We start from the raw sequence: 25,401 nt of genomic DNA on the forward strand, positions 1-25,401 counted from the left end.
GGCGCCCACATCGGGGTGGCGTTTCCGCCTCCCTGAAACACAACGTTACGATTTGACACCGAATCGAAAGCCCCCTAAATAAGCCGCTCTCCAGGTGACCGTTCATTCGTCTTTAAAGGAAAGGAAGCATGAGTTCCTCGCAGTTCGACAAGCTGATTCAGGAATCCGAAGAGAAGGTCAGGGACTCACGGGCCAAGATCGCCGCCGTCACTTCGCGTATGGAGACGGCACGCAACAAGATCGAAGCGGGCGAAGATGCCAGCATCGATATCGAGAACGCGACCCTCGACGACGTTCAAGCGCATGCCGAGCTGATGAACGCCAATATCGCCGAACTCATCATGGGACTGGATGACACCACGGCGGCCTTCTCGAAAGACTTCGACGACATGCGTGGCAAGACCGGCTGGGAGAGCTTCGTCAGCTTGTTCAGCAAAGGCAAATCGGAGTCGATGCGCCAGGAGCGCATTCGCACCGCCAACATCGATGACAAGCTGCAGGATCTGATCTCGAAATCCGACGTGATCGTCAAGCTGCTGCAGGAACAGCTCGAAGCGCTGGAGGAACAGCGTGAGAGAGTGCAGCAGAACCTGGCAGCGACCCTGGATGACAGGGAGGCGACGGTACACGAGCTGGAAGCCGTGCGCGCCGACATCCTGGCGCTGGACCCCAGGATCGTCGAGCTCGAGAACCGCATTGCCGTCGAACAGGATGCCGCCGGCAGGGCCAAGCTGGAAACCGAGCTGGCCGAGGTCAACGAGACGTACAACGCCATGGTCCAGGAGGAGCAGGTCAAGATCGCCAAGTCGCAGACCCTGGAGCGCTATGTCGAGAAGGGCAAGACCTGGGTCGACAGCCTGCAGAACCAGGCGGCAACGCAGATGGTGCTGATCAACAAGCTGCAGACCGACACCCAGCAGCGCGTGGTGCTCTACGATGCCCTGACCAAGTCGCTCAAGACGGCCCAGCAGCAGGAAGTCGCCCATCGCATCAATGAAATCGGGGTAGAAACCGACAAGGAAGCCCAGACCGCCATGGCGGCGATCGGCACCGCAACCAATCAGCGCATGGCCGATATGCTCGAAGCCCATGAAGGTCACATGGTGTATTCCCGCGACGTACTCGAGAAGAAGGCCAAGGCGGACGAGCGCTTTGCCCGTCGATTCTCTGCCATCGTCGAGAAGCACGACAAGAACCTCTACGGCGGCTGATAGCCGGCACTCCAAACCGCGCCCCTACAGGCAACGACTCCCGACCCCTGGCGGCGCCCGCACCGGTGGTCGGGCTTCATGAACGTCCGGGGAGTCAGAGCGGCCCGCTGCAACCGGAGAGAGACATCGATGACGGATCCTAGTCTGGAGCATGGCGAACTGACCGATCCCTTTGCCTCGCGACGCTATTTCCGCAAATTCAAGCAGATCCTCCAGCACCTGAGACGAGTCGCCGCCGCCATGCATTCGGAGGGCCGGCTCGACAAGGTCGAGGTGAGGTTACTGACTCGCTACCTGGCACAGCTCAACTACAGCTTCCAGGCACTGAGCATGAAGTATCTCTTGGCCGGACAGGAGGGTGGGCGCCTGTCCCACAGCCTGAAGGTGGACAGGAGCGACAGTGGTTTCCCGCTGGCGCTGGAGCTGCTGCATATGGCAAACGATGCCCAGCAAGCCCAGAAACATCTGTCCCATCTACCCTCCGCCGGCAAGCTCAAGGAGCAGATGGTTCGCGCCATCCTCAGCGAGCGCAAGACGCCGACTCGGCTGCAACATGCCCTGTCCCAACGGCTCTATTACGAGGAGCTGCTCAAGGGCGAGCTGTTCTGGGCCCAGAATCACCCTGAGTGCGAATGGCTCGGCAATACCGGCGCGGGCCGTCGCCGGTTCATGCTCCATTGGGCCGCCTACGACAGCCAGATCAATCTGCCGGTGATCTATCTGGCCGACGTCGAGGACAGCGGCAAGACCGCCCTGCCCCAGGATCTCGTTCGCTGGCTGGACGTGCAGGAGCACCTGATGGCCCAGTCCCTGGCCGGCTTGAAGCTGCTCACCATTGCCCGCGGTTTCGATGAGGATTTTCACTGCCTGCATCCCAAGCGACTGCTGCGCTTCCACGTGGGGCCGATGTATTCCTCGGCCTATACCGAGCAAGCCGGCCCGCTGCGCCGCGTGCTGGAGGACGCCCGTGCCGGCGAAGGACAGGATTGGGTGCTGGCCTGGACCATGGAAGCGCTGGAAAGCGAGGACGTTCGCGACGAGAGAGTCGGCTGGTTCAACAAGGTGGAGCGCGAGGTCTTCGCCCTGGATCCCTTCGGCGGACGCGGGGCCGACACCGGCGCCACTCGAACCGAGCGGGCGATCATCCTGCCCCAGCGCCCCTTTCAGGCGCTGGCCGAGCTCGCTCCGCCCGGCTTCTCGGACGTGCATAAGTTCGTGGTCAGCCCCAACGGACAGGTATTGAGCTATTGAGCTTGCGTGAAGGCCAAGCAAGCCGGTGATACGACAAGGGGCAGGATCGCCCCAAAGTGAGGATGCCATGAGTTTTACCAGCGATCAGATGGAGCTTCGTGAAGAGGAGATCCGCAAGCATTACGTTGCCGCCACGGCCATGCTGGAAGGGATCGACCATACCCCGCGCATTGCCAGGCCACAGGTCGATGCCGCGGATCCGGAGCGTTCCCCGGGAGTCGGTCGCACCCGCCGCTTTCGTTCCACCACGCCGGGGCTGGTGACTCGCACCACGGCCCGCCCAGAGGGCGTTCACCTGCGCGCCCGGGTCGAGGCAGCAGACGATGACGACCCGCTGATGACGCCTCTGCAGGCCACCGCCTTGCACCTGCTGCGTCGGGCACTTGCCACTGCCCTGGCAATGGGCGAAACCTACTCCGTGGGTTCGGGCCTGGCCGAGCTGAAGCGGGCCAATCTGTCCGGCACCCTGGACACCGCCCGCAAGGCCGAATTCACGCAGCTTCTGGCCGCCGAAGCCTTGACCGTGCTGCATGTCTTCGCCAACGCCACCGCCTTCCTGCTGGCGCCCCATGCCGGGGAAGTTCAGGTCGAGATCGGCGAGGTCGAGGAAGTGCTGACCGACAACGCCCAGCTTGCGCTGCATGGGGCGCTATGGGAGCTGGACCAGAAGCTGGCGCTGCATGCCGCTGACGATGCCAGGCTGATCGCGACCCTTTCCGCTTTCGCCGAACAGGCCATGGAGAAGGTCGCTCTACGCGCCCAGAACGCGCCTCGGCTGGCGCCCTTCACCGACGCCGCCTGGCGCGTCGAGGCCGACGACCTGACCCTGCGCGGCTTCGAGCCGGCGACCAAGGCGAGATCCACCACCTTCACCATGGCGTTCAAGAAACCCCACGAGGTGGTCGGCAACCACATCGCCAAGTACCAGGCGCTGCGCCTGGCCAAGATGCTGATGGCCTATGACTTCGACCGCCGCCTTAACCCTTTCGCCGACATGGGCGGGTTCATCTTCACCTTCATGGGCGACGGCAAGCCGGGAACGGGCAAGACCACCCTGATCCAGATGATGGCGGGCCTGCTGCACGACTATTGTCAGGTGGCCGGATACCCCTTTCGCTACCAGAACTTCGGCATCGACAACATCGACAGCTATCAGGGCAAGTCGGGCCAGAACGCCAAGGCTTTCATCGATGCCGTGATGGACCCCGGTGTGATCGGCTTCGGCACCGTGGACGATATCGACCAGATCGCCGGCAAGCGCGGCGACCGCCAGTCGTCTGCCGGCCAGCAGGAAGTCACCGCCGTGCTCATGGATGCCTTCGCCGGGGCCAACACCCTGGTCCGGGGCAACTGCACCTTCGGCATGTTCTCCAACTACCCCGAGAACGTCGACGACGCGCTGCGCCAGCGCTCGGGCGCCCGCTTCCTGGTGGATGGACCCCAGACCCGGGAGGACTATATCGACGTGCTGCACCTGTTGCTGGGCAGCAATCACCAGATTGCCCTGGGCGAGCACGATCTGTATGCCGCGCAGGAAATCAGGCAAGCAGTGGCCCGCTCCTTCGAGTCCCACAATCGCCCGCAGGAGGAGGCCTTGCTGGCAGTGTTCGACCGCGTGCACTCCCGAATCGGCGAACTCGACACCATTGCCAAGCTCGGCACCTACCTGAAGGCGATCCAGGAAACCGACGAGCGCTTCACCGGTCGCGCGATCAAGAACATCACCGATGCGGTAAAGGTACGCTCGATGGATTTCGAGCTGCCCGACGAGTGGATGGAGAACCCTGAACTGTTCCTGTTCCAGGATTACGACACCAAGGCGGCCATGATCGCCGAGCTGAGAGTCCCCATTACCACCGAAATGGTACTCCAGGAGATCAACCGCTACGCCGACAGCGAGTTCCGCTATGCCGGCAAGTCGGACGAGGCAGCGATCGAGGCCATGGTACGCGACCTCGGCCGCCAGGCGGAGGCCAAGCGCCGCTACCTGGAGGAGCGCACGGCATGAAGCGCCTGATCGAGAAGGGCCTGATGTTCGGCAATCTCTTTGCCGTCGACTCACCGGCCCTGGTCGAGCGTTACAACCGAGCCCTGCGACACCTGACGGGCTTGGCCACCGCCTTGACCGAGTTTCACCTCGACATCTCCGGCTACTCGCCCGAGATCGGCGACGAGCTCGACGATCACCACTACCTGAATCACGGCGGCGTGAATCGACAGTTCATCCTGCTCTCGACCGAGCAGAGGCACTGCCCTCTGCTCAATGCCGAATTCTCCACCAGCCGCGACATCCTGCGCCGTTTCATCGAGGCCAACGAGCAGCAGCTTTTCGCCCTCACGGCCACGGACGCGGTGGCCGGCGAGCTGGAGAACTCGGTGCTCGCGGTGTCTACCCCCGAGCACCTGTTCGATATCCGGCGTATCGTCGTCGAAGCCGACACGACCGCCGGCACCCTCGCCCACGCGGAGCGCCTGGAGGCGCTGATCGAGCGCTTCATGGGCGAGGAAGACGCCTGGCTCGACGAAGCCCTGATCGGCGAAATGGTGGAGACGGCCAAGCTTACCGGCGACATCACGCGCAATCCGGTGCGCCTGCGGCATGTGGCGTTCGAGCAGAAGAATTTCTGGACGGCGCATTTCGGCGGGCTCTACCTATTCCAGGACGTCAAGCGCTCGGCCCTCATCGCCAGCACCAGCAAGCCGGTGGGAAGACTGCCCCTCAACGCCAACCTCAGCCTCGGCGACCGCAAGGGGATCGCCAGATTCCTCAAGGCCAACCAGCTCGCCGAGCCCATCGTCAAGCGTCACGGGGCCGACGAGGTCGCGATCCTGCGCCAGAAGATGGACTTCATCATCGCCGACGCCCTGGCCAACGCTAGCGTTGACCTTACCGACCTGTCGCGCTCCGACATGCGCCGCCTCGCCGCCCGCTACGCCGATAGCCTTCCCAAGGAGTACGAGGGCCTCGCCGCCATGGTCCGCTGGGCCGAGACGCGAGGGGCAAGGCCCAAGATCGGCCTGGAGCACCCGAGCTATTTCTACCTGCTGCGGGCCACGGACAGCCCTGACCGGGATCTGGTCAACATGCTCCTGGCCGAGCTGACGGTGCTGGACGTTCGTCAATTGTTCATCTGCCACAAGGAGGCGTTCTACCGTCACTACCGTACCTGGCCCGAGACCAAGAAAGCCTATGTGGCTGATTTGCTGGCGCGGGAATACGCCATGGACAAGGCCGGGGCTCGCGCCTACCTGTTCGGCGACGAACCCGACATGAGCGGTGGCGTCCCCACGACCGGCCTTGGTGCGAGAGCCGGGATCCGAGACGACGCCCTGGGCCAGGACACGCAATTCGCATGATAGGCAGGCCTGGTCGAAACCCTGACAGCGTCGCGCGAGGATTCCGCTAGATGTTCGCCTTCCTGCGGCTCGTGCTTACCTTCGTCGTAATTCTGGCACTGCTCTACGCTGCGCTCTCGCTGCATATGCGCCTGCGCTACCGCGCCAGGCTCAGGCGTCACCTGGACGCGCAACATGCAGACGGCGACCGGGCCTTGTTGTTTCGGGAAGGCATGCAGCGATACGACCGCTCCTTCCAGCGCAAGCTGACCCACCTGGTCTATGTCCTGCCGCCAAGCGCCATCCTGCTCATCATCTACGTCATCAACTTCCTGTGAGGGACCCGCGATGGTCTACGTGAAATGGTTGTTCTGGATCATGTTATTGGCCCTCCTCGGTGCCTTCCTCCACTACAGCCTGCCCCAGTACGATGTCGTGCGCATCGTCAATACCTACGAGAAGCGCCAGGATCTCGACGACTGGACGCGCATTTTCTGGGCGGATCCGGACGAGCAGTCCAGGCGACTGGTCAACCGCGACGTTCAGTTCATCCAGGCTGTGCGTCCCGATGGCCGCACCATCGTCTACCGCAACGAAGACACCGGCTGGGGCTGGCCGCCCTACTTCAAGTTCGACACCGCCAACCTCTATACCGAAGCCAGCGATCTCGTCTCCACCAAGGCCGACCCGAAGTGGGTCGCCATCATGCACTTCGGCTGGCGCAACATCTTCCTGTCGATCTTTCCCAATGCCATTTCCATCACGCCGGTGGAAGGGCCCGAGGACAAGCCCTTCAATTGGTTCACCAGCGTCTTCCTGGTCGGGATGGCCCTATTCGCAGGCTACGTCTACTTGCGCTGGCGCCGGTTTCGTCGCAACCGGCTCGATCCCGTGCTGGAAGGTGTCGAGGAAGGCCTGAATGCCGCCAGCGGCGCCATCTCGGCAAGGCGGAGCCGCCTCCAGGCCTGGCTCGACACCTGGAAGACGAAGAAGTAGGCGATCGATGAAAAAGGGGCGGCGCTACGGCGCCGCCCCATGGGCTTGGGCGAGGAGACTGCCGGCGCCGGGCTTGGCCCAGCGCAAGCGTTAGAACGCCTGGACGTCGCCCCGCCCCAGGCCGGGAGAGGGACGCTTGACCGTCTTGGTCACGATGTAGGTGAAATAGCGCTCGATGCCGGCGTCGGAGGTCAGCCAGTCGTCGATCAGCCGCTGGTAGGCGTCCACGGAATCGGCCTCGACCTTGAGCAGGTAGTCGACCCCGCCGCCCACCGCCACGCACTCGGTGACCTCGGGGGTCTCGTGGACCAGCGCTTCGAAGCAGGCAAAGCTTTCGGCATTGTGCTGCTTGAGTTCGATCTGCACCCATACCGGGGTGCGCTTGACCAACGCCTGGGGGTTGAGTCGGGCACTGTAGCCCTCGATGATGCCTGCCTTCTCCAGCCGCCGAACCCGCTCCCAGCACGGGCTAACCGAGAGGTTGATCGCCTCGGCCAGCCTCGACTTGGTGATGCGTCCGTCGCGGGACAGGATCTCGAGTATCTTCAGGTCATAGCGATCAAGTTTCATCGTTTTCTCGTTTCATTCAATCGGACGCAGCCAGATCGCCTTCAGCCCAGCGAATCCACGACCTCGGCGATCACCGCAATGGTGTCGCCCATGTTGACCAGGGCCGGGAAACGCCGCGCGGCCAGAATGCCGTCGCGGCCCGCTCGGTACTCCACCGGGGCACTGCCGCTGCGCGTCATGTCGTAGATGCGGGCGATGACCTGCCCCTTCTCCACCCTGTCGCCCAGCGCCAGGGTCAGCTCGAGCAGGCCACTGTGCTCGCTCTGCACGTAGCAACTGGCATCGGGCATATCGAGGAAGACCTGAGGCTCGTCGGGCATCGCGACTTCGCCTTCGATGAGCCCGAAGTGAATCAGGAAGTTGCGCACGCCTCGTTCGGTAATGGCCAGGCTTTCGGGCGTCGAGGTGCCGCCTCCGCCCAGCTCGGTGGCGACGAATACCTTGCCCTGGCTCTCCACCGCAGTATCGAACAGCGCCGCCGCGTCGAGCTCGAACATCATCATGGCATAGGGTGCGCCGAAGGCCTTGGCCCCCTCCAGCGCCTGGCGCTGCTGCTCGGGGTCGTCGAGCACGTGGGAGGCTCCGAAGGGAATGATGTCCAGGGTGCGCCCACCGGAGTGCAGGTCGAGTACCACGTCGCACATCGGTACCAGGCCACGGGTGAAGTAGTCGGCAATCTTCTCGGTCACCGTACCGTCGGGGTCGCCGGGAAAGCTGCGGTTGAGATTGCCGCCATCCATCGGCGAGGTGCGCTTGCCGGCCATGGCCGCCGGCACGTTCATCATCGGCACGATTATCACGCGCCCATGCACCTCCTCGGCGCGCAGCTCACTGGTGAGCTTCATCAACGCGGTGATGCCCTCGTACTCGTCACCGTGGTTGCCGCCGGTGAGCAGCGCCGTGGGGCCCTCGCCGTTCTTGACCACGGTGACCGGAATCATCACCGCCCCCCAGGCCGACTCGTCGGTGGAGATCGGCAGCTTGAGGAAGCCGTGCTGGACGCCGTCGGCATCGAAATCCACGGTGGCGCTGATCGGGCTGGGTCGTTTGGTCATGTTCCTGGAACTCCTTGTACTATGGGCAACTGCTCGGGGCTACTCCGGCAACAAACCTATTTCCTTCCTGGACTTGTCCCCGGCGCCCCTCGCTACAGCAGCTGTCGCTTGTTACTCATCGCACAAACAGCTGGCGCGGGAAGCTGGCCAGCGATTCGCAACCGGTTTCGGTGATCAATATGCTCTCGGTAATCTCGAGCCCCCACTCGTCCTGCCACATACCCGGCATGAAATGGAAAGTCATGCCGGGCTCGAGAATGGTCTCGTCCGAGGGACGCAGGCTCATGGTGCGCTCGCCCCAGTCGGGCGGATAGCTGATACCGATGGGGTAGCCGCAGCGTGCCCCGCCGCGGTCGAAGCCGTACTTGTCCATCGCGGCACCCAGCGCCATGGCGATATCGGCCGTGCGATTGCCCGGCTTGGCCACGGCCAGACCGTTCTCGATCCCCTCGAGCAGCGCCGACTCGGCGCGCACGAACTCCGCCGGCGGCCGACCCAGAAACACGGTGCGCGACATGGGCGCGTGGTAGCGCTTGTAGACGCCGGCAATCTCGAAGAAAGTGCCTTCGCCCTCGAGGAAGGGCGTGTCGTCCCAGGTCAGGTGCGGCGCGGCAGCATCCTTGCCGGTGGGCAGCATGGGCACGATGGCAGGATAGTCGCCGCCGTGAACCCGGCCCTGCGGGTCGACCCAGCCCTCGATGCCGACCCGGTAGATCTCGGAGACCAGCTTGCTCTTCGGCAGCCCCGGCTCGATCACCTCGAGGATGCGCGAGTGCATGCCCTCGACGATCTTGCCGGCCACACGCATGTAGGCAATCTCCTGGGGCGACTTGATCGCGCGACACCAGTTGACCAGTGAGTTGGCATCCATGAAGCGCGCATGGGGCAGCTCGCGCAGCAGGCTCTGGTAGGCCTTGGCCGAAAAATAGTAGTTGTCCATCTCCAGCCCCACGACCCCTTCGTGCCAGCCGCGATCGGGCATGATCGACTGCGCCAGGTAGTCCATCGGATGCATGTCCGGATTCTGGACGTAGTAGTCAGGGTAGTAGGTGATGTTGTCGGGATCGATCCAGCAGGTGCGCAGCGCCCCATTGGCATCCATGCGCCGTCCGTACCACACCGGCTCTCCCTCCAGCCCAACCAGCACGCACTGGTGTACGTAGAAGGACCAGCCATCGTAACCGGTCAACCAGGCCATGTTGGAGGGATCGCTGATCACCAGCACGTCGATTCCGCGGCTGGCCATTTCGGCACGCACCTTCCATAGCCGGCTTGCGTATTCTTCACGAGTGAAGGACAGGGATACCTGAGTCATGAGGCCACTCGCCATCGAATCACCAAGAGCCAGCCATCTCCAAGGGGAGAAGGCCGGGCCAAAGGGGTAGTCGGTCATTCGTCGGTCGGGAAAGAGGACCGTTGCCGTAGATTGTCATGAATCACTCTAATGAAAAGCATGACAATTCCAGGCCAATGCCGCTAAGCTGATAGTAGCACTCCCCCTTGGCTGGCGGTCAAAGGCTTTATTGAATCATGACAATTGATCTAACTCCGTACCTGACGGAGAAAGGCCCCAAGTATCTCGCCATCGCACGAGCGCTCTCTGAAGCGGTGCGTCAAGGTGAGCTCGCCCCCGGCACCCGCCTGCCGCCTCACCGTCAGCTCGCCGAGAACCTGGGAGTCAGCGTACAGACCGTGTCGCGGGCCTATGCCCAGGCCGAGAAGATGGGCCTGGTACAGGCCAGGATCGGCAGCGGCACTTGGATCAATGCGCTGGACGATGCGCGGGAGTCGGCTTACCTGCGTGGGCACGAGGCACGCCAGGAGAGCCCCCTCATCGACCTGTCGATCGCTCACCCGGTGTGCACGCCGAGCCACCATCTGCGCTTCCGCCAGGTGCTCGCGGAACTGGCCGAGCAGGCCAGCCCCGAGGTGATCACCGCCTGCCGGCCGATTGCCGGACTCGCGCATCAGCGCGAGCGCGCCAGCCACTGGCTGCACTCCCGCCTGCACGTCCCTGGCGACCTCGACGACCGGATCCTCTGCAACGGCGCCGCCCATGGCCTGATGCTGGCGATCTCGAGCGTGGTGCAGCATGGCGACCTCGTGCTGACCGAGGCGCTGACCGATCACGGCCTGATCGCCTTGTCGCGCACCCTGGGCTTCCAGCTTCGCGGCATCGCCATCGATCACGAGGGCATCGTGCCCGAGGCCCTGGACCTGGCCTGCCAGCGCTTCAAGCCGCGCGCGCTCTACCTGACACCGACTCAGCTCAATCCTACCGGGGCGACCATGAGCGAGGCGCGCCGGGACGCCGTGGCCGAGGTCCTGGCCCGTCATCGGGTATGGTTGATCGAGGACGACGTGCACGCCCTGCTGGAAGCGCCGGGCTTCACGCCGGTGACGGCGCGCATCCCACAATTGAGCTTTCATGTCACCAGCCTGACCAAGGTGACCGTGCCGGGCCTGCGCGCCGGCTATCTCACCGTGCCGCGCGGCCAGCTGCATCACGTGCTGCCTCGCATGCGCGCCACGACCTGGATGGCCACCTCGCTGATATTCGAAATCGCCGATCGCTGGCTGGCCGACGGCACCGTCGAAGCCATGGCCGGCGAGCAGCGCCGACTGCTCGGCGAACGTCAGCAACTCATTCGCCATCGGCTCGGTCACCATGCCCTGGAGTCGCGCCCCACCAGCCTGCATGTGTGGGTATCGCTGCCTGACGCCTGGCGCGCCGAGGAGTTGCAGCAACAGGCCGAGCAGGAGGGGCTGGCAATCACCACCGCGGTACCGTTCATGGTCGAGCGAACCCCGCCGCCACGGCGCATCCGCGTCAGCCTCGGAGCCGAACAGGACTTCGCCCGCTTCGAGGAGGGGGTCAAGCGCCTGGGCGTGCTGCTCGACGAGGCACCGCCGCCCATGATGCAGATCGTCTACTGAGCGATCCGGGATCGAAAGCCAAATGGATCGCAAGCGAGGAACCGACATGCGAATACTGCTGCACATCGACGACGTCGAGGCCTGGCGCGACGCGCTGGCCGAACGCCTGCCCGAGGCCGAGATCGTCACCGCCGACGACCCCGCCGAACGGCGCCGTAACGCCGACTACCTGGCGGTGTGGAAACCATCGGAGACGCTGCTCGCCGAGCAGACCCGTGCCCGCGGCATCGTCAACCTGGGGGCCGGCGTCGATGCCCTGCTCAACAATCCCGCCCTCCCCCGGGACGTACCCATCGTCAAGCTGCGCGATGCCGGCATGAGTGAACTGATCGGCGACTACGTACGCTATGGCGTCCTGCACTTCCAGCGCGACTTCGACCGCTATCGTCGTCGGCAGGCCCAGCGGACGTGGCATGAGTATCCTCTCGTGGACAAACGCGACTGGCCGGTCGGTGTGCTGGGTCTCGGTGCCATCGGCGCCAAGGTGGCTGCCATGGTCGCCGCCGACGGCTTTCTCGTGCACGGCTGGAGCCGCTCGCCCAAGTCGCTCGATGGAATCACCTGCCATCACGGCGACGCAGGCCTTGCCGAACTGCTCGGCCGGGTGCGAACCCTGGTGCTGCTGCTGCCGGGAACGCGCTCGACCCGACATATCGTCGATGCGGAGGCACTGAACGCCCTGCCCGAGGGTGCCAGCCTGATCAACCCCGGTCGCGGCAGCCTGATCGATGAAGTGGCGCTGCTCGACGCCCTGGGGGAAGGCGAGTCCGAAGGCCGGCTGCGCGGGGCGCTGCTCGACGCCTTTGCCGAGGAACCCCTGCCTGCCGACAGTCCGCTATGGTGCCATCCGCGCATCTGGGTGACGCCGCACATGGCCGGCCCCACGCCGCTGGGCGAAGCCGTCGACCAGGTGGTCGAGGCGATCCGCGCCCTCGAGGCCGGCGAGGAGGTGGAAACCGTCGACCCCGAAGCGGGCTACTGACGGGTTCGGCCTATGGCAGATAGCGCAGCGGCGGGCCTCGGCCCGCCGCTCTCCTCTACCCTCGCCGAACCTCAAGCCGGCTGCGGCAGGCCCCTGACCTCCCGGCAGTTGAGTACCGCGACGTCGACGATGTCGTCCCGCTCATGCTCCAAGGCCGCGCTGACGCGGAAACGCGCGATCAACCGAGCCATCTCGCCGGCCTGATCGTCGAGCGAGCGGCTGGAGGTCGCCACCTGCTCGACCAGTGCCGCGTTCTGCTGCGTGGTGGCCTCCAGTTGGCTGACCGCCTGGTTGATCTGCTCGATGCCCGCCGACTGCTCGATGCCGGCCGACGAGATCTCTGCCACCAGGTCGGCCACCCGACGAACGTCGCGAGAAATCGCCATCAGAGCTTCCGAAGTCTGCCCCACCAGCCCATTGCCGGTTGCCACTCGCTGGGACGTGTTGTCGATCAGTTGACGAATCCGTTCGGCCTCCTCTGCACTGCGGCTGGCCAGCTTGCGCACCTCGCCGGCCACCACGGCGAAACCTCGGCCGTGCTCGCCGGCGCGCGCCGCTTCCACCGATGCGTTGAGCGCCAGCAGGTTGGTCTGGAAGGCGATACCGTCGATAGCCTCGACGATGGCGGTGACCTGCCGGTTGGCCTCGAAGATCTGCTGCATGGCCTGGCGCGCCTCTTCGGCAACCCGACTGGCCTGCTCGGCTTGAGTGACGGCCTGCTCGCTCATGGCACTGGCCTGGCGGGCATTGTCGGCCGACTGACGCACGGTAGAGGTCATCTGCTCCATGCTGGTGGCGGTTTCCACCAGCGAGGCGGATTGCTCCTCGGTACGACTCGCCAGGTCCTCGTTGCCCTGCGCGATCTCGCTGCTGGCCGAGCCGACGCCGCGCGCGCCCTGCTGGATCGAGGCCACCAGCGCTTCCATGCTGGCGGTGGAAACGTTGAAGGCGCGGTAGAGCTGGGAGAGTTCATCGGAGCCTGGCTCGGCCAAGCGCTGGGTCAGGTCACCGCCACGCGATTCGATCCGAGCCAGGGCAAGACGCAGCGGCCCTACCATGCTGCGCACCAGAACGATGGAGAGCAGAATGGCCATCACGATGGCCAGCGCCGCCAGTCCGGCGAAAGTGGCAAGTTCCAAACGCGCCTCTGCCGCCAGCGCTGCGGCACGCACCTGCACGGACTCGGCCAGCGCGAGCTCGACCTCGCGCATCCGCTCCAGCTTCCCGGTCTGGGCTTCGAACCAGCGCTCGGGCTGGATGCCATAGCCACCGTCGATGCCCTGGCGCATGGCGATCTGGCGCATCATGTACAGTTGGCCATGTGCCTCGTGCTCCGTGGTGGCGGCGCGATAGCGCGTGGCGATGTTCGTATCCGCCTGGACGGTGAAGTTCTCCTCGAACGCCTCCTCCTGGCCCAGCAGGCGCAGGAACCGATAGTAGACGTCGGGTGACATGCGGTTGGCGGCAAAGGCGCTGGCAAGTAGCGCCCGTTCGATGCCGGCACTCTCCTTGATCTCGAGCAGGGCGTAGTAGGCCCCCAGGTGGCGGGACAGTTCCCCGGCGTTGCCAAGCCCCCCAAGCCTGCCCACGATCTCGGCCAGTCGCGCATTGATCTCGGTGTAGAAGTCGAGTGCCGACAGGTTGTCGATGGCCAGCTCATCGACCTTGCGACGCATGGCGGCGATCTCGCCCAGCAGCGCCTCGACCTCTTCCTGCCGCTGCGCAATGCCGGCGTCGCCGCTGTCGGCCAGCCCCGCACGGAGGGTGCGGTAACCGGCCAACTGCTCGTCGACCCTGGTGCGTTGGGCCATGAGGCGCTCGCCGAACGTTTCGCCACGGCTGCCTATGAAGCCGACCGAAAGGCCACGCTCGACCTGGAGTTCATGCAGGACGCCCCCCAGTTGGGCCGCCAGCCCGGCAAAGCGGTCGACCTGTTGCATGTCGTCGGTCAGCCGCTGGCGCTCCATGATGCCACCGGTCGCCAGCCAGACGATGACACAAAGCGGAAACGCCAGTGCCAGCATGAATTTGCGTGACACCGGAATACGGTGAAGAAGGTTTTTCATGTTCATGATTCCTGCCGAACTCAGTGATATCGGATGGTCGGGACGTGGCTGGCGTAGCTGAGCCGTTGTAGTTGTGATATCCGTCGGCCTTGTTGCTAATGCGCTGTATCAGCAATCGCGTAACGCTTTTTCGGCCATGGAGAGCGAAGCTTTAGATCGTCTCTTCGGGGTTTTGCCGAATGTTGATCAGGATCACGCTTTCGTTGCCGTGCCCGACTCGCGATAACGATTGAGCGCCGGATAACGGCAGCGGGTGGCAAGGCCGATCTGGCCATACTGGAAACGCACACAGGCGCGGCTTGGCGGCATCAACCGTGAAACAACCGTGCATCGTGGAACCTGCTGGCCTTTGTCGGGCTCACAGCTACTGTCGCCCTTCAGCCCAGCGGTACCCCCGACATGCGCCAATCCCTGCAAGCCATCGTGCTTCTGCCCTTTCTCGTCCTGATGCTGGCCGGAAAGGCCGTTGCCACTCCTGCCGCCGTGCCGCAATTCCAAGCCCTGCTGCAGCCGTTCCATGCAAGCTATCGGCTGGAGGTGAAGGGCTGGCCCAATGCCACCATCGAGCATCAGTTGAGCCGTGAGAGCGGTCATTGGCAGAGCCACATGCAGGCCGCCATCGCCGTGGCCCGCGGCAACGAGCGCAGCCGCTTCATTGTCACCCCGGAGGGCGTGCGTTCGGTGAACTACTCGAGCGGCTACTCGCTGTTGGGCGTGGGGGACGACTACCGCCTGGACAGCAGCGAACTGGCCAGGCTGCCCGATCGCCAGGCGGCACTGGTAGAACTCTCGCGCCGCGCCTTGAACGGTGGCTGTGAGGCGACGCTCTGCCGCCTGGTCTATCTGGATCACCGCGGCCGCGAGGAAGTCCTCGACTACCGCCTACTGGAGCCGGAACGGTTGACTCTCCCCATCGGCGAGTTCGAGGCGGTCAGGATAGAAGTGAACGATCCGGAAAAGCCCGAGAGGTCGATGTTGTTCCATTTCCATCCCCAATACCCGGGGCTATTGCTGGGCGTGGACTACCTTCGTGACGGTGAGCGCAAGAGCCGTCTCACGCTCACCTCGCTGAATATCGAGCCTCGTTGAACGTGGCCTGAAGACGCTGACACCGGCGCAACGCGCAAAAGCCTGATAAAGTTGGCGGCTTTCGCCGCCATGGGCGGCCTCGGTGAAGGGAATCGCGATGCTTTCCGGGCTTTTGATCGTACTGCTGCCACTGCTGCTCGGCTATCTGGTGCCGGTACGCCACAACGGCGTGATGAACGGCATCAACCGAGGCGTCAACGCATCGGTCTACGTGATTTTGCTGCTGATGGGCATCAGCCTGGCAGGTCTCGACGAGCTCGGCCGCGAACTGTCGCACATGGGCAGTCAGGCGCTCAGGCTGTTCGCGGTCATCACTGCCTGTAACCTGGTCGCATTGTGGTGGCTATCGCGACGCCTGGGGCTACGCATGGGTCACTCGCCGGTGGTGGCTAACGCCCCCACGACAAAGCTGGCCGCACTGCTCGGCTCACTGTCGCTGGTCGCCATCGTGGCCGGCGGCGTGCTCCTCGGACTCGCGCTCGCCTGGTTGGGGGGAGACATGATCTTCCTGCATGCCGAGCAGTGGGCCGAATGGGTGCTCTACGCCCTGCTGGCGCTGATCGGCTGCCAGCTGCGCAACTCGGGGATGCCGCTGAAGCAGATCCTGCTCAATCGCCACGGCCTGGCGATTGCCTCGGTCCTGGCTGTCAGCTCGCTGGTTGGCGGCCTGCTCGCCGCGCCTCTGCTCTCGTTGCGCTGGCAGGAAGGGCTGGCAATGGCCTCCGGCTTCGGATGGTACTCGCTTTCGGGCATTCTGGTCGGCGATCGACTCGGTCCGGTGCTCGGTGGGGTGGCCTTCTTCAATGACCTGACCCGCGAACTGCTCGCCTTTCTTCTCATTCCCATGACGATCCACCGCCATGCGCCGCTCGCCATCGGCTATGGCGGTGCCACCTCAATGGACTTCACGCTACCGGTGATCCAGCAGCATGGTGGCGTGGCATGCGTGCCCATGGCCGTGGTCAGCGGTTTCCTTCTCTCGTTGCTGTCGCCGCCGCTGATCCTGTTCTTCCTGTCGCTTTAGGGTGTGTTCGCGGCCTCGGCTATGCTGAGATGAGCTCCATGACGTCGCTCCTTTAGCCAAAAGTCTAGGTTGATCTCGTATCGAAGAAACGGCTAACTGGGCGCCGGACAACTTAATCGTTTAAGTTTCTCCAGAAACCACTCAAACCAGGTCTCGATAACAACAAGCCGACAAGGATTTCCTCATGTTCAAGAAGTCGTTGATCCCGACCCTCGTCGTCGCCGGAGCCGCCAGCCTCAGCCATGCCCAGGCCGCCGACCTGACCATCTCCTGCGGCGCCGTCGGCGCCGAGCTGCAGCTGTGCCAGCAAGGCGTGGAGGCGTGGGAGGAGCAGACCGGTCATAGCGTCGACGTGGTCTCGACGCCCAACTCCTCTACCGAGCGCCTGTCGCTCTACCAGCAGATTCTCTCCGCCAATTCCACCGATATCGACATCATGCAGATCGACGTGGTGTGGCCGGGTCTGCTCGCCAACCACCTGCTCGATCTTCGCGAGGTGCTGGGCGAAGACGTCGGCGAGGGGCATTTCTCCGCCATCATCGAGAACAACACCATCGACGGTCGCCTGGTAGCCATGCCCTGGTTCACCGATGCCGGCGTACTCTACTACCGTGCCGACCTGCTCGAGCAGTACGGCCACGAGCCGCCCCAGACCTGGGAGGAACTCACCGAGATCGCGCGCGAGATCCAGAACGCCGAGCGCGAAGCGGGCAACGACCGCATGCACGGCTTCGTGTTCCAGGGACGCGCCTATGAGGGGCTGACCTGCAACGCCCTGGAGTGGGTGGCCAGCCACGGCGGCGGCACCATCGTCGATGCCGACGGCGAGGTCACCATCGACAACCCGCAAGCGGCCGCGGCTCTCGATCGCGCCGCCACCTGGATCGGCGACATTGCTCCCGACGGCGTGCTCAACTACACCGAGGAGGAGGCCCGCGGCGTGTTCCAGGGCGGCAATGCCGTATTCATGCGCAATTGGCCCTATGCCTGGGCGCTGGCCCAGAGCGACGGCAGCGAGGTGCGCGGCAAGGTCGGCGTGACCCAGTTGCCGCACAGCGGTGAAGGCAGCAGTGCAGCCACCCTGGGCGGCTGGAACCTGGCGGTCTCCAAGTACAGCGAAAACGCTGAGCTCGCCGCCGAGCTGGTGGCCTTCCTCGCCGGCGAGCAGGAGCAGAAGCGACGCGCCATCGAAGGCGCCTACAATCCGACCCTCGAATCGCTCTACCAGGATGAGGAGGTGCTCGAGGCGGTGCCCTTTTTCGGCGAACTCTATGACACCTTCGTCAATGCCGTGGCGCGCCCGTCGGCTCCCACCGGCGACGCTTACGGCCGCGTCAGCAACGCCTTCTTCAGCGCCACCCACGACGTGCTCTCCGGCAACAGGAGCGGCGAGCAGGCGGTGAGCGACCTCGACCGCGAGCTGGCCCGCCTCAAGCGCCGCAACTGGTAACCCCCTGGAGCCCGAGATGTCGACTCCCGTGACCGAAAGCGCGCCGATCCCGGCGCGCCTCCTGCCGGCCAGTTATCGCAGCACCAAGGTGCGCCGCCAGCGAGTCAGGGCCGCCTGGTATTTCCTGGCGCCGATGCTGGTGACGCTGGCCATGGTGGCCGGCTGGCCGCTGCTGCGTACCTTCTACTTCAGCTTCACCGACGCCTCGCTGTCGGACATGGGCGATACCCTGTTCATCGGGCTGGAGAATTACCTGATCTATGACGACGGCCGCTGGTTCGGTGTGCTGGCCGACCCCGCTTGGTGGCAGGCGGTGTGGAACACGGTCTACTTCTCGGTGGTCTCGGTGTCGCTGGAAGTGGTGTTCGGCGTCATCGTGGCATTGATCCTCAACGCCGAGTTCAAGGGTCGCACCCTGGTGCGGGCCGCGGTGCTGATCCCCTGGGCGATTCCCACCATCGTCTCGGCACAGATGTGGGCGTGGATGCTCAACGACCAGTTCGGCATCATCAACCATCTGCTCATGGGCGCGGGGCTGATCGACAGCCCCATCGCCTGGACCGCCGATGCCAGCTACTCGATGTGGGCGGTGATCATGGTCGACGTGTGGAAGACCACGCCGTTCGTCGCCCTGCTGGTGCTGGCCGCGCTGCAGATGCTGCCCAAGGACTGCTACGAGGCCGCCGAAGTCGACGGCATCCATCCACTCAAGGTGTTCTTCCGCGTCACTCTGCCGCTGATCACTCCGGCGCTGATGGTGGCGGTGATCTTCCGCCTGCTCGATGCCCTGCGCGTATTCGACGTGATCTACGTGCTGACCTCCAACTCCACCAGCACCATGTCGATGTCGATCTACGCCCGCCAGCAACTGGTGGAGTTCCAGGACGTGGGCTACGGCAGCGCCGCCTCGACCCTGCTGTTCCTGGTCATCGCCCTGGCCACCGTCGCCTATCTCTATCTGGGCCGCAAGCAACTGCAACTGGGAGGTGAGTGATGAGCTCGCGCCAGCTTTCCAAACTCACTGCACGCTTCGGCTTCTGGCTGCTGGTGGCGCTGGTCGTGGTGATGGCGGTGTTTCCGTTCTACTACGCGATCAAGACCTCCTTCACGCCTTCCGGCGACCTGTTCCAGGTCGAGCTGTGGCCGACGCGGGCGACACTCGCCAACTACCTGCAGATCTTCTCCCAGCGCAGCTTCCTGCAGGCGATCTTCAATTCGGTCGTGGTGGCCACCAGCGTGGTATTCATCGCCCTATTGCTCGGCATCACCGCCTCCTACGCGCTGGGCCGGGTGCGCTTTCGCGGGCGCACCACGGTGCTGCTGGTCATCCTCGGCGTCTCCATGTTCCCGCAGGTGGCGGTGCTGTCGGGGCTGTTCGAGGTGATCCGCGCACTCAACCTGTACAACAACCCGGGCGGATTGATCCTGAGCTACACCATCTTCACCTTGCCTTTCACCGTGTGGGTGCTGACCACCTTCATGCGCCAGCTGCCCATGGAGCTCGAGGAGGCCGCGATCATGGACGGCGCGACGCCCTGGATCACCATTACCCGGGTCTTCCTGCCGTTGATGTGGCCGGCCATGGCGACCACCGGATTGCTCGCCTTCATCGCCGCCTGGAACGAGTTCCTCTTCGCCCTGACCTTTACCCTGACCGACAGCCAGCGCACGGTACCGGTGGCCATCGCCCTGCTCTCCGGTGGCAGCGCCTACGAGCTGCCCTGGGGGCCGATCATGGCCGCCTCGGTAGTGGTCACGGTGCCATTGGTGGTGCTGGTGATCATCTTCCAGCGGCGCATCGTCTCGGGGCTGACCGCCGGCGCGGTGAAGGGATAACGACTCGATGGAACCCCGGCGTGCAGCACATTGTCCACGCCGTCTCGACCGGACGAACACCGTATAAACCGAGGCCTGACCAAGGGAAAACCATGCAAGACAACACCTTCTGGTGGCGCGGCGGCGTCATCTACCAGATCTACCCGCGCAGCTTCATGGACAGCAACGGCGACGGCGTCGGCGATCTGCCCGGGGTGACCGAGCGGCTCGAGTACGTCGCTTCGCTCGGCGTGGACGGCATCTGGCTGTCGCCCTTCTTCACCTCGCCGATGCGCGACTTCGGCTACGACATCAGCGACTACCGCGACGTCGATCCGCTGTTCGGCACGCTCGACGACTTCAAGCGGCTGCTGGAGCGCGCCCATGCGCTGGGTCTCAAGGTGATCATCGACCAGGTCATCAGCCACACCTCGGACCAGCACCCCTGGTTCCAGGAGAGCCGCATGACCCGCGGCAACCCGCGGGCCGAGTGGTACGTGTGGGCCGACCCCAACCCCGACGGCACGCCGCCCAACAACTGGCTGTCGATCTTCGGCGGGCCAGCGTGGACCTTCGACAGTCGGCGCCAGCAGTACTACCTGCACAACTTCCTGTCGAGCCAGCCGGACCTCAACTTCCATAACCCCGAGGTGCGCACCGCCCAGCTCGACAACATGCGTTTCTGGCTGGAGATGGGGGTCGACGGCTTCCGCCTCGACACGGTGAACTTCTATTTCCACGACCAGCACCTGCGCAGCAATCCGGCGCTGACCATCGATGCCACCCGCACCATGGGCGCGCCCAAGGAGAACCCCTACACCTGGCAGCGCCATGTGTACGACATCAGCCGCCCCGAGAACGTCGACTTCCTGCGTGAACTGCGCGCCCTGATGGATGAGTACCCCGGTACCACCACGGTAGGCGAGATAGGCGACGACACGCCGCTCGAGCGCATGGCCGAGTACACCTCGGGCGGCGACAAGCTGCATATGGCCTACACCTTCGATCTGCTCAACTCGCCGCGCTCGCCGGCCTACATTCGCGACGTGCTGCAGCGCTTCCAGCAGTTCGCCGGCGATGCCTGGCCGTGCTGGGCGCTGTCCAACCACGACGTAGTGCGCAGCGCCACGCGCTGGGGCAGCGAGGAGTGTGCCTTCGCCTATCCGCGGGTGGCGCTGGCGCTGCTGTTCTCGCTGCGCGGCAGCGTGTGCCTCTACCAGGGCGAGGAGCTCGGCCTGCCCGAGGCCGACGTGCCCTTCGAGCGCATCCAGGACCCCTACGGCCTGCCTTTGTGGCCCGACTTCAAGGGCCGCGACGGCTGCCGCACGCCGATGCCGTGGGACGACACGCCGCTGGCCGGCTTCTCGACCATCGAGCCGTGGCTGCCGGTGGCCGAAGCGCACCTGCCGCTGTCGGTAGCCCGCCAGCAGGCCGACGCCGAGTCGATGCTCAACGCCACGCGGCGCCTGCTGCGCTTCCGCCACCAGCACCCGGCGCTGTTCGACGGCGACATGGAACTGCTCGAGCTGGGCGAGGCGCTGGTCGCCTTCATCCGCCAGCGGGGCAGCGACAGGTTGCTGTGCGTGTTCAACCTCACCGGCCAGCCCCAGACCGCGACGCTCCCCGAGGTACGCGAAGCGCTGGAGCACCACGGCTTCCAGTACGAAGTCAGCGGCGGCACGCTGCACCTGCCGCCGTATCAGGCGGCCTATTTCCGCCTCTAAAAAATGGCTGCGCTTCGCTCGCCGATTTTTAGACAAGTGGCAACGTCTTGAACAACAACGACCGGCCGAGTACGGCCGAGGATGGGTCAAATGGCAAGCGTCACCCTCGACAAGATCAACAAGGTCTTCGGTAGCACCCACATCATCAAGGATGTGGACCTGGCGATCGGTGAAGGCGAGTTCGTCGTCTTCGTCGGCCCCTCCGGATGCGGCAAGTCGACCCTGCTGCGCCTGATCGCCGGGCTGGAGTCGATCACCGACGGCGAACTCTCCATCGGCGACCAGGTGGTCAACGAGCTGCCGCCGCGGGAGCGCGGCGTGGGCATGGTGTTCCAGTCCTACGCCCTTTACCCGCACATGACGGTCTACGAGAACATGGCCTTCGGTCTCAAGCTGGCCAAGACCGCCAAGGAGACCGTGCACGAACGGGTCATGGCCACCGCCCGCATCCTGCAGCTCGAAGAGCTACTCGAGCGCAAGCCCAAGGCGCTCTCCGGCGGCCAACGGCAGCGAGTCGCCATGGGCCGCGCCATGGCCCGCGAACCGCGCATTCTGCTGTTCGACGAACCGCTCTCCAATCTCGACGCCTCGTTGCGGGTGCAGATGCGCAACGAGATCGCCCGGCTGCACAAGCGGCTCGGCTCGACCATGGTCTACGTCACCCACGATCAGGTCGAGGCGATGACGCTGGCCGACAAGATCGTGGTACTCAACGGCGGCCGCGTGGAACAGGTGGGCAGCCCCCAGGAGCTCTACCAGCGCCCGGCGACCAAGTTCGTTGCCGGCTTCATCGGCTCGCCGACGATGAACTTCCTGTCCGCGCGGCTGGTCGGTGCCGATACCCACGGCTGCCGCGTCAGCGCCGCCGGGCTGGACGAGCTGGCGCTGCCTCAGGACGCCTCGGGTCACGCCCAGGGCGATGGTCTGACGCTGGGCATACGCCCCGAGCACCTGCGGCTCACCGAGACCCAGAGCAGCGAAGGCTTCGAGATCGTCAACGTCGAGTACCTGGGCAACGAGGTCTACGTCTACCTCGACCCCAAGGAGGGCGACACCTTGCTGATCCAGCGCGGCGAGGCTCCCACGCCATGGTCAGTGGGCCAGCGGGTGGCGCTGGCGCCCGACCCCGAGCATGTCCATCTGTTCGATGCCGGCGACCGAGCCCTGCCGGTCAGCCCGGCACGTGCCGCCGCCTGACACCGCGGCATCGACACGAAAAGCGGCGATAGGACTGTCCCGGCCATTACCGGGACGGTATCCTTGGGTCAGTCTCATTAGCAGGGAAACCAACGTGTCGCCACCGGTCCGTCGCATCACCCTCAAGGATCTGGCTCGCGAGCTCGGCGTCTCCACCGCCACCGTCTCCAATGCCTTCAACCGGCCGGACCAGCTCTCGCCCAACCTGCGCGAGCGCATCCTTGCCGAGGCCAAGCGGCTGGGCTATCGCGGCCCTGACGCCAAGGCGCGCAGCCTGCGCACCGGGCGCTCGCGGATCATCGCGGTGATCCTCGCCGAGAGTCTCACCTATAGCCTCAACGACGCCGTCTCCAGCGAATTTCTCTCGGGCGTTGCCGAAGTGCTCGACACCCAGGGGCATACCCTGCTGCTGCTCTCGGCGCGCCAGGCCAAGTGTCAGCTGGTCGACTCGGCGAGCATGGCCGACGGCTTCATCGTCTACGGCCTGATGCCCTCGGACGAACTGTTCGATTCGCTGCCGCTCGACGCCTCGCTGGTGGCCGTCGATTTCAACGTCTCGGGTCACCCCTCGGTGCACGTCGACAACGAGCCGGCCAGCCTGGCGATCGCCGACCATGCCCTGACGGCGACGCCTCGCCGACGCCCCGCCATCGTCAACCTGCGCCTCACCCGCGAGCCCTGCAACGGTCGCATCGCCCCCGGCTATACCCTGCTGCCGGCCGAGCGCACCATTACCCGTTCGCGCCTGTCCGGTTTCCACCGCGCCCTGGAGAAGCACGGTTTCGCCACCGGGCAGGTACCGATGTGGAACGTCGAGGAAAATACCTTCGAGGTCTGTGCCCCGGTGATCGAGGAGATCCTCGACCTCCCCGAGAACGAGCGTCCCGACCTGCTGCTGTGCATGTCCGACCGCATCGCCCTGACCGCGCTGACGCTGGCAGAGAGTCGGGGTTTGCGCATTCCCGAGGACATTTGCCTGATCGGCTTCGACGGCATTGCCGAAGGCCAGTACCGGGCGCCTCGCCTGACTACGGTGCGCCAGGAGAGCGGCGAGAAGGGGCGCCTGGCGGCACGCATGATCCTCGGCCTCGAGCCTGGCCAATCGCGCCTGCTGGGCACCGAGCTGCTGCTCGGCGAAACCTGCCCCTGAGCCGTCTTTGACCTCGCTTGCACACTGCTTGCACTCTCCGTGACCATTGGTTGCATCGCCCTGCGCGATGCTGCCTCGCAGGCACGTTTCACAACGCCACTCAGGAGCCGACACGATGAGGCCACGCCTGCCTCGCCCCCCTTTTTCGCACCTGGGCGTCAAGCTGTTCGTCATCATCCTGTCGGTCAACGTGGTAATCGCCGGGCTGGTGTTCCTGGCAGTCTCGCGCAGCCTCGACCGCGGCTTTCTCGACTATCTCGAGACCACCCAGGCCAACCGCGCCGAGACCCTGGCCGATGGCCTGGGCCAGGAGTGGGCGCGCCGCGGCGGCTGGCAGTGGCTGCGCAACTCACCGCCGGCCTGGGAGCGCCTGGTGCGCCAGCAGCTGTGGCCGGGTGAGCGCCCGCCACACGGCATCGAGCGCCGCCTGGGCGATGCCCGCGACTTCGTGCTGCACGATGCCGAGGGGCTGCCGGTGATCGGCCTACCCCCCGACGACCGCGAGATAGCCGCCGAACTGCACTGGCTGCCCATCGAGTACCAGGGCCAGAGAGTCGGCACCCTGGGCTATCGCCCGCCACAGCAGTTGATGGCACGCATGGACCGTATCTTCCTTTCTCGCCAGCAGCGCAACCTGGGCATCATCGTCGCCGCCCTGGGCCTGGCCTCGCTGCTGCTGGCCGGCGGGCTGGCCTGGTGGCTGGGGCGCCGCACCCGCAGCATGGCGCTGGCGACCCGACACCTGATCGAGGGCGACTACAGCGCGCGACTGCCGGAGCGTGGCCGTGACGAACTCTCGCGCCTGGCGCGCGATTTCAACATGTTGGCCGCAACGCTCGAGGCCAGTCGCGAGGCGCGCAGCCGCTGGGTTTCCGACATCGCCCACGAGTTGCGCACCCCGCTGGCGGTATTGCGCGGTGAGATCGAGGCCATGCAGGACGGCATTCGTCCGCTCGATCAGGACAATCTTCACTCGCTGGCGCAGGAGGTAGGACAGCTGGAGCGCCTGGTGGCCGACCTGCGATTGCTCTCGCAGAGCGATGCCGGGGCACTCGAAGTACAGCTCGCACCGCTCGACCTGGCGGCGAGCCTCTCCTCGCGTCTCGAAGAGGCGGGTGGCTGGCTCGACGACTGCGGTATGGCCGTGTCCACCGACATCCAGGGGCCGGCCTGGATTCGTGGTGACGCCCGGCGGCTGCGCCAGCTGTGGACCAATCTGCTCGACAACAGCTGTGCCTACACCACTTCCCCCGGGCTGCTCGAAGTTCGCCTGGAACAGGCGCATAACCGGGTAAGCGTGATCTGGCAGGACAGCCCGCCGGGCGTGCCCGAGGCGGCACTCGGCCGGCTCACCGAGCGGCTCTACCGGGTCGAGGGCTCGCGCAGCCGGGCCAGCGGCGGCAGTGGCCTTGGGCTCTCCATCGCCAGCGCCCTGGTCAAGAGCCATGGCGGCACCATGCAGGCCTCCGCCTCCCCGCTGGGTGGGTTATGCTGGACCCTCGAGTTTCCTGCCCTCGATGCCGAAGAACGAACCCGATGAGGAAAGGC

General features: G+C 64.9%; 21 protein-coding genes. 17 read left to right on the plus strand and 4 right to left on the minus strand.

Annotated elements, in window-relative coordinates; all coding sequences use genetic code 11:
• Positions 1-128: 128 nt before the first annotated feature.
• From HNO53_RS16315 to HNO53_RS16340, 6 genes are all read left to right on the plus strand, one after another.
• On the plus strand, positions 129-1,211 hold the full coding sequence (locus tag HNO53_RS16315) for a coiled-coil domain-containing protein (RefSeq protein ID WP_209473649.1): 1,083 nt from the start codon (positions 129-131) through the stop codon (positions 1,209-1,211).
• 129 nt (positions 1,212-1,340) lie between these two features.
• Positions 1,341-2,462: a hypothetical protein gene (locus tag HNO53_RS16320; protein WP_209473650.1), complete on the plus strand. Its 1,122-nt coding sequence runs from the start codon at positions 1,341-1,343 to the stop codon at positions 2,460-2,462.
• Between the two features lie 67 nt (positions 2,463-2,529).
• A complete protein-coding gene (locus HNO53_RS16325; protein WP_209473651.1) occupies positions 2,530-4,470 on the plus strand; it encodes an AAA family ATPase in 1,941 nt (646 codons plus the stop codon).
• Positions 4,467-5,819 carry a DUF6638 family protein gene (locus HNO53_RS16330; protein ID WP_209473652.1) on the plus strand — a complete coding sequence of 451 codons (1,353 nt, stop codon included), beginning with the start codon at positions 4,467-4,469 and terminating at the stop codon, positions 5,817-5,819. The genes HNO53_RS16325 and HNO53_RS16330 overlap by 4 nt, the downstream gene beginning before the upstream one ends.
• A gap of 50 nt (positions 5,820-5,869) precedes the next feature.
• Positions 5,870-6,136 carry a hypothetical protein gene (locus HNO53_RS16335; RefSeq protein WP_209473653.1) on the plus strand — a complete coding sequence of 89 codons (267 nt, stop codon included), beginning with the start codon at positions 5,870-5,872 and terminating at the stop codon, positions 6,134-6,136.
• Positions 6,137-6,146: 10 nt separating this feature from the next.
• The gene (locus HNO53_RS16340; protein ID WP_275951349.1) at positions 6,147-6,794 is read left to right on the plus strand and encodes a DUF1523 family protein; all 648 of its coding nucleotides are present in this window, start codon (positions 6,147-6,149) and stop codon (positions 6,792-6,794) included.
• A 90-nt stretch (positions 6,795-6,884) separates the two neighbouring features.
• Here the strand turns inward: HNO53_RS16340 and HNO53_RS16345 are convergent, their stop codons facing one another.
• From HNO53_RS16345 to doeA, 3 genes are all read right to left on the minus strand, one after another.
• Complete coding sequence (locus tag HNO53_RS16345; protein WP_209473655.1) at positions 6,885-7,364, minus strand: Lrp/AsnC family transcriptional regulator; 480 nt, start codon at positions 7,362-7,364, stop codon at positions 6,885-6,887.
• A gap of 41 nt (positions 7,365-7,405) precedes the next feature.
• Positions 7,406-8,419, minus strand: a complete 1,014-nt coding sequence (gene doeB, locus HNO53_RS16350) for a N(2)-acetyl-L-2,4-diaminobutanoate deacetylase DoeB (RefSeq protein WP_209473656.1) — start codon at positions 8,417-8,419, stop codon at positions 7,406-7,408.
• Positions 8,420-8,534: 115 nt separating this feature from the next.
• A complete protein-coding gene (gene doeA / locus HNO53_RS16355) occupies positions 8,535-9,734 on the minus strand; it encodes an ectoine hydrolase DoeA (RefSeq protein WP_209473657.1) in 1,200 nt (399 codons plus the stop codon).
• Positions 9,735-9,949: 215 nt separating this feature from the next.
• Here doeA and ehuR point away from each other — a divergent pair, with 215 nt between their 5' ends.
• Entirely contained in the window at positions 9,950-11,356 is a 1,407-nt protein-coding gene (gene ehuR, locus HNO53_RS16360) for a MocR-like ectoine utilization transcription factor EhuR (RefSeq protein WP_209473658.1), read from the plus strand.
• A 46-nt stretch (positions 11,357-11,402) separates the two neighbouring features.
• Entirely contained in the window at positions 11,403-12,338 is a 936-nt protein-coding gene (locus HNO53_RS16365) for a 2-hydroxyacid dehydrogenase (protein ID WP_209473659.1), read from the plus strand.
• Between the two features lie 71 nt (positions 12,339-12,409).
• Here the strand turns inward: HNO53_RS16365 and HNO53_RS16370 are convergent, their stop codons facing one another.
• Positions 12,410-14,404 (minus strand): methyl-accepting chemotaxis protein, encoded by a 1,995-nt coding sequence (locus HNO53_RS16370; protein ID WP_242597450.1) that lies wholly within the window; start codon positions 14,402-14,404, stop codon positions 12,410-12,412.
• 399 nt (positions 14,405-14,803) lie between these two features.
• Here HNO53_RS16370 and HNO53_RS16375 point away from each other — a divergent pair, with 399 nt between their 5' ends.
• The 9 genes from HNO53_RS16375 (at position 14,804) to HNO53_RS16415 (ending at position 25,393) form a co-directional block, all read left to right on the plus strand.
• Entirely contained in the window at positions 14,804-15,493 is a 690-nt protein-coding gene (locus HNO53_RS16375) for a hypothetical protein (RefSeq protein WP_209473660.1), read from the plus strand.
• 97 nt (positions 15,494-15,590) lie between these two features.
• Positions 15,591-16,517, plus strand: coding sequence for a LysO family transporter (locus HNO53_RS16380; RefSeq protein ID WP_209473661.1), 927 nt, complete (start codon positions 15,591-15,593; stop codon positions 16,515-16,517).
• A gap of 184 nt (positions 16,518-16,701) precedes the next feature.
• Positions 16,702-17,967 carry an ABC transporter substrate-binding protein gene (locus HNO53_RS16385; protein WP_209473662.1) on the plus strand — a complete coding sequence of 422 codons (1,266 nt, stop codon included), beginning with the start codon at positions 16,702-16,704 and terminating at the stop codon, positions 17,965-17,967.
• A 16-nt stretch (positions 17,968-17,983) separates the two neighbouring features.
• A complete protein-coding gene (locus HNO53_RS16390) occupies positions 17,984-18,961 on the plus strand; it encodes a carbohydrate ABC transporter permease (protein WP_209473663.1) in 978 nt (325 codons plus the stop codon).
• On the plus strand, positions 18,961-19,803 hold the full coding sequence (locus HNO53_RS16395) for a carbohydrate ABC transporter permease (RefSeq protein ID WP_209473664.1): 843 nt from the start codon (positions 18,961-18,963) through the stop codon (positions 19,801-19,803). The genes HNO53_RS16390 and HNO53_RS16395 overlap by 1 nt, the downstream gene beginning before the upstream one ends.
• Before the next feature lie 92 nt (positions 19,804-19,895).
• The gene (locus HNO53_RS16400) at positions 19,896-21,506 is read left to right on the plus strand and encodes an alpha-glucosidase family protein (protein WP_209473665.1); all 1,611 of its coding nucleotides are present in this window, start codon (positions 19,896-19,898) and stop codon (positions 21,504-21,506) included.
• Positions 21,507-21,596: 90 nt separating this feature from the next.
• Entirely contained in the window at positions 21,597-22,703 is a 1,107-nt protein-coding gene (locus HNO53_RS16405) for an ABC transporter ATP-binding protein (protein WP_209473666.1), read from the plus strand.
• 94 nt (positions 22,704-22,797) lie between these two features.
• Positions 22,798-23,853, plus strand: a complete 1,056-nt coding sequence (locus HNO53_RS16410) for a LacI family DNA-binding transcriptional regulator (protein WP_219790426.1) — start codon at positions 22,798-22,800, stop codon at positions 23,851-23,853.
• Positions 23,854-23,968: 115 nt separating this feature from the next.
• Complete coding sequence (locus tag HNO53_RS16415; RefSeq protein WP_209473667.1) at positions 23,969-25,393, plus strand: ATP-binding protein; 1,425 nt, start codon at positions 23,969-23,971, stop codon at positions 25,391-25,393.
• The last annotated feature ends 8 nt before the right edge of the window (positions 25,394-25,401 follow it).

This window comes from Billgrantia antri (assembly GCF_017868935.1).
Taxonomy (GTDB): domain Bacteria; phylum Pseudomonadota; class Gammaproteobacteria; order Pseudomonadales; family Halomonadaceae; genus Halomonas; species Halomonas antri.